Source organism: Tenacibaculum amylolyticum (assembly GCF_964511145.1).
GTDB lineage: Bacteria > Bacteroidota > Bacteroidia > Flavobacteriales > Flavobacteriaceae > Polaribacter > Polaribacter amylolyticum.
In genome coordinates, this window is sequence record NZ_CAZEFZ010000063.1 from 290,512 (window position 1) to 304,460 (window position 13,949).

A 13,949-nucleotide genomic window follows, 5' to 3' on the forward strand; every position below is an offset into this window, starting at 1 on the left:
AGTCTTAATCTTTCATTCTAATAATATTTTTAGAGATTATCAGAAACAAGCAAAAGATTGATTTAGAATAAAAAAGTAGTAAAAACAAAGCCTCATTTATGAACAAATGAGGCTTTTTATATTATTTAACTAAGAGAATAAAGCTGTTAAGCTTCCATAGAGTGGTAGACTTGATTCACATCATCATCTTCTTCTAAACGCTCTAGTAATTTTTCTACTTCTTCTTGTTGTTCCTGAGAAAGCTTTGTTGTGGTAGTAGGAATACGCTCAAATTCAGAAGAAATAATTTCGATATTGTTTTCTTCTAAATATCCTTGAATGGCTCCAAACTGACCAAAAGGAGCATATAGCATTACGCTATTGTCTTCTTCATCGGCAAAAACCTCTTCTACTTCAAAATCAATCATTTCCATTTCGAACTCCTCTAAATCCATTCCTAAAGATTCTTCTTTTACTTTAAAGTTTACCACATGGTCAAACATAAAAGCAACCGAACCAGAAGTTCCTAAGTTTCCATTACACTTATTAAAAGCTGCACGAACATTCGCAACAGTTCTGTTATTGTTGTTAGTAGCTGTTTCTACTAAGATGGCAATTCCATGAGGAGCATATCCTTCAAATAATACCTCTTTATAGTTTGCTGTATCTTTATCTGATGCTTTTTTAATTGCACGAGCAACATTATCCTTAGGCATATTAGCTGCCTTAGCATTCTGAATAACAACACGTAAACGAGAGTTGGTTTCTGGATTAGGTCCTCCTTCTTTTACAGCCATTACAATATCTTTACCAATTCTGGTAAAAGTCTTAGCCATAGCCGACCAACGTTTCATTTTTCTTGCCTTTCTAAATTCAAATGCTCTTCCCATTTCTTACTGTTATAATTTCAATGATAGCAAATGTAAAAAAATCAGATTATTTATAAAAGAAACCTTCTTTATAGAAAGAAAAGAAAAATGGATTATAATGAAAAGTGATATGCTAAATGTATTTTGCCAAAAACGAGTATGTAAGTATTATCAATTGATATTTTTATTTTAGAAATATTTTTCTTGATTTTAAGTTTAAATACTGATTACGTCCGTAGTCCACATTTTTTTTGCTTAAATAATCTTTTTGATATTCAAATACTTCACATTTTCTTTGTCCAGCTTCAAATTTTTTAACTATAATTTCTGTTCTTCCTGGTGCTAATTTGCATAAACTATACATAAGTTCAATATCACTTTTACTTTTTTCTTTTCTAGCGATTATAATTCTCAACTGATTCTTAATACTTCGATCAGGAAAACAATAGCTAGAAGTATAACCAACAATAATTTTGTTATTAGAATCAGATTTTAACAGAGAACTTTCGATTTGAAAAGAATAATTTGATATACCTCTAGTTTTCATTCTTTTTTTGATTGAATCAATATTTTCTTTTTTATAATTATGCTGTATTAGAATTCTATAATCGTATTTGTCATCTTGAATATTTTTCAAAATAACTATGAATTCACAGCTAGGTTCTTGAGAGAAACAATATGAAGAGATAAGTATTAAAGTTAAAAAGAGATGTATAAAATTCAGTTTCATCGTTTTTTTTCGAGTATATGGGATGTATTTTTTAGGAGAAAAGGGAATGAGTTCTTTTCCGTTATAATCGAAAGGTAATTAATAAGATTGTATTTCCAGCAAGGAAATTTAGCTGTAATTATGATTATATACCGTTACCAATAATTTTTACTATTTTCTTTTCTATTTCATTTACTTTTTCAGCCCAATATTCCACAGCTTTTTTCAAGTCCGTTTTTCTTCTCTTTTTAGTACCAGTTGTAAACTCGCTAGGTAAACTAAATAGAAACAGATTATTTTTATTCCAGTCTTTATTTTTTTCGCTATCATTTTTCGGTTCAATTCTTGTTGCCAAAATCTGAGATTTTCAATATACGTCTCTTTTTTCTTAGTCAGAAAATCAATTAAAGTGTTTTTATCTTTCGGAATATATCCTGGGCCAGAACAACCACATGAATGAAATGTGACTCCAGCTTCATAAAGTTCTTTTAAGTGATTCCAAGCTTTTAAATCTGATTTTTTTGGAGACTCAAAGTCAAGCCCCATATTTGCAGTCATTCCATCGCAATCGGGACATTTATACGATTGTTTTTCCCAATCTTTAAAATTGTTGTCAATGTCAACCATTAATCTCCTTTTAAATGTTTTTCTGCATTTAAAACAAGCGTAATGTGGTTTATAACTGTTAATTCCGTATCGGCACATTTTTGGTTGAGGTTTCGATTAATTATTGTTCTTTTGGGGATTTATGTATATCAAATTATTCTGTAAAAGCCATGTAAAAAGCCCAAAAACAAACTAATGTCATTAGAATAAAGAATACAAAAAAGATCCATTCATACATTTTTTTTAATCTTGATTTTGTTTGGTAATTATTTATTTCTAACCAATTTATAACATCAGCTCGAATAGTTTGATTTACCATTGATTCTGTCAATCTACTTAAAAAACTAGCTTTAGACGTATACATCTTATTATTTTCATTAATTGTAACCAGAGCGGTGTTTTCTTCACTAGATAATGATTCAACATCAATATTTACATCTATATTTCTATTGTTAAGAATCTCCAAAAGCTGTTGAAAGAAACCTCTTTTTATATCATATCTTTCTTCAAATAAAGGATTGATGAAAAGGATTTCTCTCGGCTCTTTTACCCTCAGGCAGGTAATAATTTCCCAAATTATACTATCTGAGGTACCAAGGGTGACAACAACAATTTGTGACTCTCTAATTAATTGTTCAACAGATTCTTTCCAATTATCTTGATTAGCTTTATATTTTGTAGATCCAAGAACTTGTAGGTCAAGTTTAGGATTACTTATGGAAATTACTTTACCAACTTTTTTGAAAGCACTTGATATTTGAGATTCTATCGTTTTTTTAACTTCGAAACCAGTATGACTTATACCTCCTATGTTTTTTATCTGATCATCTTCATCAAAATCAAAAGGCCTAAGATATAGCACGAATGGGGTGTCAGTATTGAATTTTTCAAGATCCAGAGTTGTCTTAAATAATTTTTTCCCTTTAAGTAAGATGAAAAAACCTGTGGTAATGCATACGACAGCAATTATCTTGAGAACGAATAAAGGAATAGCCTGAATAAAAACTGGTAAAGCACTATACAAATCAAGTGAGCTTTTTCTAAATGAGTTTAGAACTAGACTACCAAAAAGTAAAAGGGAAAAACCAATGAAAACTAAAATAGAAGCTTTAATTTTTTGTGTATTTTGTTTCATTGATCAGGATTTTTTATTTTCTTAATTTACTATAGCATGTTTGTGTATAAAATTTTAGGGAAAAGAACGCAATCCATTTTCCCTTGTAGCCTAAAAATAATTAATTAGGTTGAGTTTTTAATCAAGGAATCAATCACAATTAATTAATTATAAATGTTGTTACATTTAGTTTTAAGCATCCAAGTTTCGATATTGTTAAATGCTTCCAAATCATTTTTTTTCTTTATTTCAGTTTCCTCAATAGCCAATTTAACTTTTTCATATGTACTTTCCAGATCTGTATATTCAATAAATTTCACGTTAATAGGTGTAAACTTTTGAATGTATTCGAAATATGCAATTTGAGGTTTTATGAATAACAGATGCTTTTCAAAATTTCGTCTCAATCTGGTCTTATCGCTATTTTTTCTTCTCCGTAATTCCTCTTCTGAGCAATAAAATACAATGTACAAATCTGGAAATTGAATATTTTGATTCTTTATGTTTTCTTTGTAGAACTCATGAGTTTTCTCCGCGGATAAAAACTCTTTAGGATAATTATAAATCCAATTATACCAGATAGGCTGAAAAAGATCTCCATCAAAAATTGTAGTTATATTAGACGTATTTCCAATTTTAAATCGTTCAATTTGTTTTTTCAAATACCAATAATTATCTGAATTATTTGTTCTTTCAAATAATTGATTTACTTCAGGAATAGTTTTGTAATTATTTTGAAGTTTTTTGCATAGTGTCGTTTTACCAATTCCACTAGCACCTTCTAAAATAATAGTTAATTTATTCATGTTTTTAACTTCAAAAGTATACCTAACACTTTTTTGTAAAAGTAAATACTGATTTAAAATTCTTTCTAACTTTGGATTGAAAGATACTTAATAAAAGGAGAAAACGGTTTAAGTTTGTACTTAAACCGCTATCGCGCTAGCACTATTTTCTTGAATGTAGCCCAATTGTGTTTCCTTCAGTGTCTAGTAATATTGAAATAAAACCAAATTCTCCAATCGGTGTTTTGGACTTAATTATTTTTCCACCTGCACTTTCAACTCTATTTTCTTCTGTGGTACAATTATGAGATAAAAAATATACTACTGTATTGTTTTCACTAGGAACATAGTCTTCTTTTTCAACGAGGGCTCCTGTGGCGTTTATTCCATTGTTTTCAAAAGGAAAAGTTGATTGTTTTCCCCATTCAATAGGTAAATCAGTTAATTTTATGTCAAAAACAGTTTCGTAAAATTTCTTAGCTCGTTCTATGTTTGATACATTAATATCGAACCAACAAACAGGATTTGCAGTATTCATTTTATAAAAATTTTAAATTCTCTACAAAATTGAGAATGGTCAGAGTTTTAAAATTGTAAAAATGGGACAGTATTATTTTTTCGAATCAAAAATCAACGACATCTTTAAATCTTCCCTATAAAATTCTTTTGGAGTCATTCCAGTAAATTCTTTAAAATCTTTAATGAAATGAGATTGGTCAAAATACTCATTCTCATAAGTCAAATCTATTAAGCTCTTTTTTTCGTTGTGTAATAATGATCTTAGTGCTGTCTGAAGTCGTATAATCTTTGAGAGTTGTTTTGGACTTAATCCAACATTTGAAGAAAATTTACGAGCGAGTACCCTTCGATTTAAATTGGCTTGATTAGATAATTCATTAACAGAAAGTAATCCTTTATATTGAGAGATAGTTTTTATTGTAGATTTTACAATTCGATCTTTTACCTTTTTGCTTTTTAATAGCCCAAGTAAAAATGTATCAGCTATATTTATTCGTTGACTAGTAGTTTTTGCTTCTAAAATGTCTTGTTCTAATTTTTCTCCTTCTTTGCCAAATAATTTTTTTAAAGGAATAGGTTTGTTTTCCATATCCTTTATTGAGATATCGGTAAAAGGTGAAAACCCATTTGGATGGAATCGAACAACAAAAGTTCCAGTTATCCCAGTAGGTTCAACAATATAAGGTTTAGTTAGTTGACCTATTAAAAAACATCTTGGTTGTAAAAAACTCTCCCCATTTTTAGGATGGTGCCAATATAAATCACCATAATGAAAAATTAATTTCATTGTACCATCTGGAATAATTGTATTTTTTACTGGAGTTTTTTCCAAAGAACTTTCTAATGTCCAATAACATTTTACAAAGTCTGTTAACTCATTATTTGGTTCAAATATTTTCGGATTCATACGATTTCTTTTCAGGAGTCGAATTTAGTAACAATCAATCATAAATGTTATTAATTATACATTTTGTTGGTACTAGTTATTTTCACTCTATTTATTCCAATTTTGAATGGTGTTTTCAATATTTTGTTCTGTCATTTGTTGTATTCTGATTAGTGTTTTAACTCTATGAATTATAGTTTTTTTATGCTTTTTTAGTTTCGTGAAATTTCTTAGCACGTTCTATGTTTGATACATTAATATCAAACCAACAAACAGGATTTACAGTATTCATTTTTTATAAAAAATTTAAATTCTCTACAAAATTGAGAAAGGTAAGAGTTTTAAAATTGTAATTAGTTTATTGGTTTTCGTTTCAATTTTTTACTAAATCATTTAACTTTCCTTTAGAATCCTCATAACCCAGTTCAATTGCTTTTTTATAGCTCTTTGTAGCTTCTTCTTTTTGATTATTTGCTTTATAGATATCACCTAAAGAATCCCAAAGGTTTCCATCGTTAGGATAAAGGTCAACATTTTTTTCAAATAATGCTACAGCCCAATCTTTATGTTGGTTAAGCATGAGCAAAATGTTTCCAATGGAATTTAACAATCTGGAGCTTGTAAAATTTTCAGCATATTTTTCTTTTAGTAAAGCGATGAGTTCTTCGGATTTATCGCTACTGTTATTTTCCATATAGCCAAGAGCAAAAGCATAAACATTGTTTTCTATGGGTTTTGGGGTATATGTTTCATCCAAGATCATTTTGGCTACTACATAGGCAAGGTACTCAACCTTTTCGCTATTAGCATTTGTGGCATAAACAATATAAATATTCTTTTTAGGATACCAAATTAGAGAATGTGAGTAGGCGCCGTTTGACCCATTATGTGTAATACGCTTAGCGCTACCATCCAATTTCTTTACTGTCCAACCATAACCATAGTTTAGTTTGCTATCTGGATAGTCTGCATAAGCTGTGGTCATTTTTTCAAATGATTTCTTCGTGATAATCTTATTGGATTTTAGTGCGTTGTACCATAGAATCATATCATTTTGTGTTGAATTGATCCCGCCATTGGCCTTTAAATTCCAACTAATAGTGCCATTTTTTTGATACTTTACAATTGACGACTCATCTTCTAAAACCCCTCGATTATAACTTCGAGAGATTTGTTCGTTATTCCATTTTGGTAGCAGGTATCCCGTTTGGCTCATTCCTGCTGGAAGGAACAGGTATTGGTTTAAAAACGCTTCATATTCTAATCCAGATGTTAACTCAATAATTTTACCCAAAATACTATAACCAACATTGGAATATTTAAATTTTTCTCCTGGATTTGATAACAACTTACTGTCAAAAACTGTATCAAAAAATTGTTTAGGTGTGATGTTGTCAAAATCATTTCCAATCACATCCATAAAACCCGATGTATGGGTTAATAACTGATGGATGGTAATATTTTGCTTGTCTTTTGGTAGATGTTTGAAAAATAAGGACAACGAATCGGTTACACTTAGCTTTCCCATTTCTACCAATTTTAAAATAGCTGTTGCTGTGAACTGTTTAGTATTAGAACCAATATCAAAAATTGTATTCGGATTGTTTAGTAATGAAGTGTTTTTATTTGCTATACCATACCCTTGATTAATGACAACTTCTCCGTCTTTTATAATGGCTATGGCTCCGGAAAAACCATTTTCAACTCCATTTTCTAAATAGGTGTTTATTTTGGAATTAATTGATGATTGATGTTTATTTTGAGCAAACGAATTACTATGTGCTAAAATTAAAAATAGGATTGTGAAAATATTTACTGTTTTCATTGTTGAATTATTTTTTACAAAACTCTAAGAAAGCAATGATTATAGCCATAAAATTAGCCTGACAATAATCTGACAATAATCTGACGATTGCTTTAATGTGTTTAAAATAAGTTTGATAAGATTGAGTGATGGTTTAAAGTACAGTTCTTTATGCTTATCAATATTTGCTGTATTGACAGGTGTTAGAACAAAGCTTAGTACAATTAGCAAAATAGAAATCTACTCAAAAGAAGGTTGGTTCTTCACTTCAGAAAATTTAAGCCATGTTAGCGACCAACGATCAAATTCTTCTTTCATTATTGTTAATTGTAGCGAATGTTTTCCTTCATTTAGATATAGTTTATTATGGAGAGATATTTTATCATTCCTTTTAGGGTCGTACTCTATGGTACTTACTAATTTATTATCTAACCAAAGATCAAAAAATTTATCTTTAATAAAACTACTTCCTCTATAATTAAACCAATACCAACCACTCTTTTTTACATTCACTTTAAATGATATAGACGACTGTTTATTTTCAAAGTCTAGATTTGTTTTAAAAAGAAAAAAGTCTTCAGGTTTATCTTTTTTTGCTGGGATATGATATAAAGGAACATTTTCTATTTCCGAAAACTCTTGAACAGAAATTTTTCCTGGAATATTTACATCTTTTGCTTCTATTTCTATTCCTACTTTACTTGGTAAACTTGTCATTTTTTCAGAAACAGCGACAACAATAAAACTTGTGCCTTTTTCTGTAATCTTCACATGTAATGATTTACTTTTCGAATCTAATGTTTCTATTTTGTCATAATACTTTTTAAAGTAACCTCCTGATAAATATGAATAAGGAGTTTTTGATTTATATACTTCGTACGACTTTACTCTGGAATCGGTAGATAGGTGCCAAGTAAGGTTATAAGTTTCTTTATTAACTCTTTTTAAAGAGAGTTTTTTTGGGGCTTCAATTATTTCATTTCTATTATTAATCCTATAATCAATTGCATTTCTTAACTCTTTTTCAAATTGCTGAGTGGTTGGATGAGGGTTTAAACGATTTGTTGCATCTGATGCTAAACGAAATCCTATGGTTGCCGCTACACTCCATCCTTCTCTTTTATATCTTCCTCTAGTAAAATAAGGTTTTGGAGGGTAATGCCATGTTCCTCCTCTAATAGCAATGAATTCACATTTTTTAGGGTTTGTTTCCATTTCCTCTTTTATGTGATAACCACTACTGTAATAACAAGAATTCAACATTTCTGCTACATTTCCATGCATGTCATACAGTCCATATGGATTTGGTCTATACATTCCTACAATAGAATTAAAAGCTTCACCATCATTATTTAAAATCATAGGTAAAAAGCCCTTACTACTATATCCATAGGAATTATTTGTAGTATATTCTACTGTTTTATCTGCTAGGTTACCATAAAGATGGGCTTGTGAGTAATTGAGATCATCTCCCCAAAAATAACGTGTATGTGTTCCTCCTTTAACTGCATACTCCCATTCTTCTTCAGTTGGGAGACGATATGTACCTCTTGTTTTATTGTTCAGCCATTTTATATAGTTTTGTGCATCATTCCAGGAGATACAAGTAACAGGTTGAAAATCGCTGTAAGAGTATCTATGCTTATCCCATATTCCAGTTCCTTTAAATGTAGGTCCTCTCATTCCTTCCTTATCCATAAAGTCGTTGCAGTTAGATTCAAGAGTATAACCAGTTTCCTTTACAAATTTTCTAAACTCATAAACGGTTACTGGATATTTTGCCAAATCAAAACTTTTCACTTTTACTTTATGTAAAGGAGTTGCAGCTGGGTCTGTTTCATGCCCCATGGTAAACTCACTTTCAGGTATAGTAACCATTGGTGGCACAATATAATTTTGAGCTACTGCTAAATATGATGTAAATACAAGAAAAACTAATAACATATTTATATGTTTAGACCTTAATTTGATTTGCTCGCAATTATTAATGATTAAAGCATCTAAATTGACTTCATTTATTGTTGTAAATTTTACTGTCTTCATTATTGAATTATTTTTCAGTAAAAATTCTAAAAAGGAGATAGTTATTCTGTGAAATTACCCCGACAATAATCTGACAATATCCTGACAGTAAATTCAAATTACTGAAATTCAATTAGATCAAACTAAATCCTAACTTGAAGTACAGTTCTTTATGCTTATCAATATTTGCGGAATTGACAAGGATTATAACTAGGTTTAGTGTAATTAGAAAAATAGAAATCCAAAGAGCGGTTTGATGATGAAGGTCAAAAGTCAGTTTAAGAAACCCTGCAATGAAGAATGCAAGAGTGGAAATAATGCTCCATAAAATTTGAAGAGTAATGATTTCTCTTACTAGATGATTGTTTTGCTTGTATCGACGGTTTAGGATTAGTGGTAAAACAATATTTAAGAGAGGAATAAAACTGACAAATGCTGAAGAAAGATTTATTCGTTTTACCAATGAATAATTAATAGTATCTGTTATTTCGTGTGATTTGTTTAAGGAAGATAAATCTAAACCAAGAGTTTTAGCAAGTACTTTGGCTGTATGACCTTTTGGTTCTTGGCCAGCTTCTATGCGTTGTATGGTTCGTATGGAAAGCCCAGATTGTTCAGCAAGCTCTTCTTGGGTTAAATGCTTTTTGTCTCTTATGGCTTTAAGATTCATGTGTAGTTGATTTATTTTCCAATGTGTGAAATTATTGCCAATGCTCTTGTGTAACCGTCAGTTGTGGATTTAAAATTACATTTTTTTCCGCTGGCTATGATTTTTGTGTAGGAAAATAAATTCAATTAATAGACTTCCGCCGTGATTGAGGTTATACATTGTTACCTTCTGGCTTTTGTTCAGATTTATATTTTCAGCCACCATTTTATCGTTTTCAATTTGTCAAATTCAATTTCTGTCAGATTTTGAGTTTCTAATTCAGTCAATTTATTTTTCACAGATTCAATTCCGTAATTTTCTTTTATCCAAAATGGGAATTCCTCAACGCTTTTATTCCAATTTCCGATTGTCGATTTTAGAATTAAGCTTAAATCAATTTCTGATTTCGGTTTAAGGACGTCTAAAATTTTTCCAGCGTATTTTTGGTCAACATATTCCGTTTCAGGTCTTTTTTTGTTTTCAAACACTTTCACAATTCCGTCCACTATTATTTCATCAGAAACTTTATTCAGTTTGTCCGTGAATTGTCGAATTCTTAAATCTCCAATTTTATCCATTAAGTCAATAGACGCATAAAATTCATTTTGAAAATCATCTGATGTTTTTGGAATGTTCATCGGTTTCTTCAGCTTGCAGGTAACTTATTTATATACGTACCAAAGGTATGTTTATATAGCCATAATGGTGTGTAATGATTACCTCTAGATACTCTTATATACCAAATGTAAATTAAATATATCTCGTTTGAAAGTAATCAATATTAGTTTTTTATTTACGAATAAATTCTACTCTACGATTATTAGCTTTTTCAAGTTCATTGCTATTTGCATTTAAAGGTTCTGATGTACCTTTTCCAGAAGCAAACAACCTGTCAGGTGAAATTCCCTGAGAAATAATAGCATCTTTTACTGCTTGTGCACGTTTTTTAGAGAGCTCTAGATTAGCATTTTTGTTTCCATCAGAGTCTGTATGACCAACAATCTCAAAACTCCAATCGCTTTTTTCTTTTAAGATGTTAACCATTTTATTAATAATTCCCATAGACTGAGGTAAAATAATCGCTTTACCAGAATCAAATAAAATTCCATTAGTAACATACTTGCCATCACTCATAATTCGTTTATACAGTTGTCCGCCACCATGAGCGATACGAATGTTTTTAACACCAGTTTTTAAGGAGTTACTGCCTAAAGATTCGTTTTGCTCAGAATAATCTAGAGGCTTTAATAGTTTAATAGCAAATCCATTAATTGCTTTTGGGAAATTTGGCAAATTAGCTACACGTTTTTCATCAAAATATACTTTTAATTTTCTCTTATAATAAGAAATAGAGATATGATGCCAAGTATTTAGTTTTATGTTGTTCTTTGCAATGTTTTCTAAAGGAAATTCATCATCTGTATTCGCTAAATCTTTATACACAATACCTTTTAAGCCTTTTTGAGCTATTTCAAACTTAATATCAGGATAGCTAAAGCTATATCTACTATTTTCTTTAATTTTAGAACTATTGCCACTAAAGAATATACCAAATAATTGCTCGTCATAGTTGTCCTTTAGATTGTCAATGTAAATATCAAACTCAATAGTAAATTCATTACCTAAATAATCGATGCTACTAAATAAAGGAACTATAATATTAGCATCGTATGCATCATCTGTAGTAGGAATAATAACTTTTTCGTTATTTAATATAGCTATTTCTGCACCGCCTTTTAATAAGTCCCATTTAGAAGGGAATTCTCCTATTTCTTCGTAATTTAAATCATCATAAAAAATAACTTTCTCACCTGGAATAAACTTAAAATGTCTGTATAAGCTTGTAGGATTGGTTTCTTGTTCGGTTTTTTTTACTTTATCAATACCTTTTGTTGGCGAAGTTTGTTGCTCCTTTTTACTCGTTTTTTCCTGTTTTTTTTCTGTTTTTTTGTTGAGTACGTCTTCTACTTTTTCCTCAGCATTTTCCAATACAGTATCTTCTGCTTTTTTCTTGAGTTTTTTCCAGAATTGAGCTTCTACTGAATAATTGGTAAAGAAAAATGAAAGACAAATAAATAGTGTCTTGATTATTTGGTTCATAGTGCTATATTTTAAGATTGCTAAGTTAATTTCAGGGGAGAATATGACTTTATATCTTATAGCTTAAGAAGTTATGCTAATTTAATCAAAATTGATTGTAAACCAAATTGTTATTGCTTCATTATTAGGTTATATTTGATAAAAGAAAAAAGCTATTTATACATTAGATATAAATAGCTTTTTTATAGTTTCTATAATAAATAGAATTATACTTGAATAACTCCTAAATTAAAAGGCTTTTCTATTGGCGCATGATTTGCTGCCTCTATTCCAGTAGAAATCCAATTTCTAGTATCTAACGGATTAATTACAGCATCTGTCCAAATTCTAGCAGCCGCATAATACGGAGAAATTTGTTCGTCGTATCTCGATTTAATTTTATTAAACAACTCTTCTTCTTTTTCTTTGGTAATTTCTTCACCTTTCTTCTTTAAGGCAGCAGTTTCTATTTGTAATAAAACTTTAGCTGCGGAACTTCCACTCATAACTGCTAATTCAGCACTTGGCCAAGCTGCAATTAATCTAGGATCGTATGCCTTTCCGCACATAGCGTAATTTCCTGCTCCGTATGAATTACCAATTACAATTGTAAACTTAGGAACAACAGAATTACTTACAGCGTTTACCATTTTAGCACCATCTTTAATAATTCCACCGTGTTCAGACTTACTTCCTACCATAAAACCAGTAACATCTTGTAAGAATACTAAAGGAATTTTCTTTTGATTACAGTTCGCGATAAAACGAGTTGCTTTATCAGCAGAATCTGAATAAATAACGCCTCCAAATTGCATTTCGCTAGGTTTGGTTTTCGCACCTTTAGATTTTACAATTTTTCTTTGGTTCGCTACAATTCCTACGGCCCAACCATCAATTCTGGCATACCCCGTAATAATTGTTTGTCCATATCCAGCTTTATATTCGTCAAATTCAGAATTATCAACTAAACGCTCTATGATTTCCATCATATCGTATTGTTCGTGACGTGCTTTTGGTAAAATACCAAAGATTTCATCTTGATCTTTTGCAGGAACTTTGCTTTCTATTCTGTTGAATCCAGCTTTTTCAAAGTCTCCAATTTTGTCCATTACATTTTTAATACGATCTAAAGCATCTTTATCATCTTTAGCTTTATAATCTGTAACTCCAGAAATTTCACAATGTGTAGTTGCTCCACCTAAAGTTTCATTATCAATCGTTTCACCAATAGCAGCTTTTACTAAATAACTTCCAGCTAAGAAAATACTACCCGTTTTGTCTACAATTAGAGCTTCGTCACTCATAATTGGTAAATAAGCACCACCGGCAACACAACTTCCCATTACAGCAGCAATTTGTGTAATTCCCATACTGCTCATAACTGCATTATTTCTAAAAATGCGTCCAAAATGTTCTTTGTCTGGAAAAATTTCATCTTGCATAGGTAAATACACACCAGCAGAATCTACCAAATAGATAATTGGTAATTTATTTTCAATGGCAATTTCTTGCGCTCTTAAATTCTTTTTTCCAGTAATAGGAAACCAAGCTCCGGCTTTTACGGTAGCATCATTAGCAACAACAATACACTGTTTTCCTTTTACATGACCAATTTTAACAACAACACCTCCAGAAGGACATCCGCCATGTTCTTTGTACATTCCCTCACCAGCAAAAGCAGCTATTTCTATAGCTTTTTCAGCATCGTCTAATAAATAATCAATACGCTCACGAGCGGTCATTTTACCTTTCTCATGATGTTTTTGAATTCTTTTTTCGCCACCTCCTAAGTAAACTTTTTTAAGTTTTTGCTTTAATTCGGAGGCTAATAATTTATTGCGATCTTCGTTTTTGTTGAAGTTAATATCCATGGTTGATTGTTTGTTTTGCTGTTTGTTTTGCGATTGCTAAAATAATAAAATCAGCGC

The 13,949-nt window shown here is 30.4% G+C and carries 13 protein-coding genes; all 13 read right to left on the reverse strand.

Translation table 11 applies throughout. From position 1 onward, the window contains the following. Positions 1-146 precede the first annotated feature (146 nt). Complete coding sequence (locus ACKTTC_RS14360; RefSeq protein WP_408040533.1) at positions 147-869, reverse strand: YebC/PmpR family DNA-binding transcriptional regulator; 723 nt, start codon at positions 867-869, stop codon at positions 147-149. A gap of 163 nt (positions 870-1,032) precedes the next feature. Next, positions 1,033-1,485: a hypothetical protein gene (locus ACKTTC_RS14365; RefSeq protein WP_408040534.1), complete on the reverse strand. Its 453-nt coding sequence runs from the start codon at positions 1,483-1,485 to the stop codon at positions 1,033-1,035. 297 nt (positions 1,486-1,782) lie between these two features. After that, positions 1,783-2,184, reverse strand: a complete 402-nt coding sequence (locus tag ACKTTC_RS14370) for a hypothetical protein (RefSeq protein WP_408040535.1) — start codon at positions 2,182-2,184, stop codon at positions 1,783-1,785. Between the two features lie 133 nt (positions 2,185-2,317). Next, positions 2,318-3,298 carry a hypothetical protein gene (locus ACKTTC_RS14375; RefSeq protein ID WP_408040536.1) on the reverse strand — a complete coding sequence of 327 codons (981 nt, stop codon included), beginning with the start codon at positions 3,296-3,298 and terminating at the stop codon, positions 2,318-2,320. 143 nt (positions 3,299-3,441) lie between these two features. Beyond that, positions 3,442-4,083 (reverse strand): DEAD/DEAH box helicase family protein, encoded by a 642-nt coding sequence (locus ACKTTC_RS14380; protein WP_408040537.1) that lies wholly within the window; start codon positions 4,081-4,083, stop codon positions 3,442-3,444. A 142-nt stretch (positions 4,084-4,225) separates the two neighbouring features. Beyond that, complete coding sequence (locus ACKTTC_RS14385; RefSeq protein ID WP_408040538.1) at positions 4,226-4,600, reverse strand: VOC family protein; 375 nt, start codon at positions 4,598-4,600, stop codon at positions 4,226-4,228. Positions 4,601-4,672: 72 nt separating this feature from the next. Further along, complete coding sequence (locus ACKTTC_RS14390; protein ID WP_408040539.1) at positions 4,673-5,488, reverse strand: DUF6597 domain-containing transcriptional factor; 816 nt, start codon at positions 5,486-5,488, stop codon at positions 4,673-4,675. A 352-nt stretch (positions 5,489-5,840) separates the two neighbouring features. Further along, complete coding sequence (locus ACKTTC_RS14395) at positions 5,841-7,292, reverse strand: serine hydrolase (protein ID WP_408040540.1); 1,452 nt, start codon at positions 7,290-7,292, stop codon at positions 5,841-5,843. Between the two features lie 219 nt (positions 7,293-7,511). After that, a complete protein-coding gene (locus tag ACKTTC_RS14400) occupies positions 7,512-9,314 on the reverse strand; it encodes a formylglycine-generating enzyme family protein (RefSeq protein WP_408040541.1) in 1,803 nt (600 codons plus the stop codon). Positions 9,315-9,426: 112 nt separating this feature from the next. Next, positions 9,427-9,963, reverse strand: a complete 537-nt coding sequence (locus ACKTTC_RS14405) for a helix-turn-helix domain-containing protein (protein ID WP_408040542.1) — start codon at positions 9,961-9,963, stop codon at positions 9,427-9,429. Between the two features lie 185 nt (positions 9,964-10,148). After that, the gene (locus ACKTTC_RS14410; protein ID WP_408040543.1) at positions 10,149-10,580 is read right to left on the reverse strand and encodes a hypothetical protein; all 432 of its coding nucleotides are present in this window, start codon (positions 10,578-10,580) and stop codon (positions 10,149-10,151) included. Positions 10,581-10,731: 151 nt separating this feature from the next. Beyond that, the gene (locus tag ACKTTC_RS14415; protein WP_408040544.1) at positions 10,732-12,042 is read right to left on the reverse strand and encodes an OmpA family protein; all 1,311 of its coding nucleotides are present in this window, start codon (positions 12,040-12,042) and stop codon (positions 10,732-10,734) included. A 206-nt stretch (positions 12,043-12,248) separates the two neighbouring features. Continuing rightward, a complete protein-coding gene (locus tag ACKTTC_RS14420) occupies positions 12,249-13,892 on the reverse strand; it encodes an acyl-CoA carboxylase subunit beta (protein WP_408040545.1) in 1,644 nt (547 codons plus the stop codon). Positions 13,893-13,949: the final 57 nt, after the last annotated feature.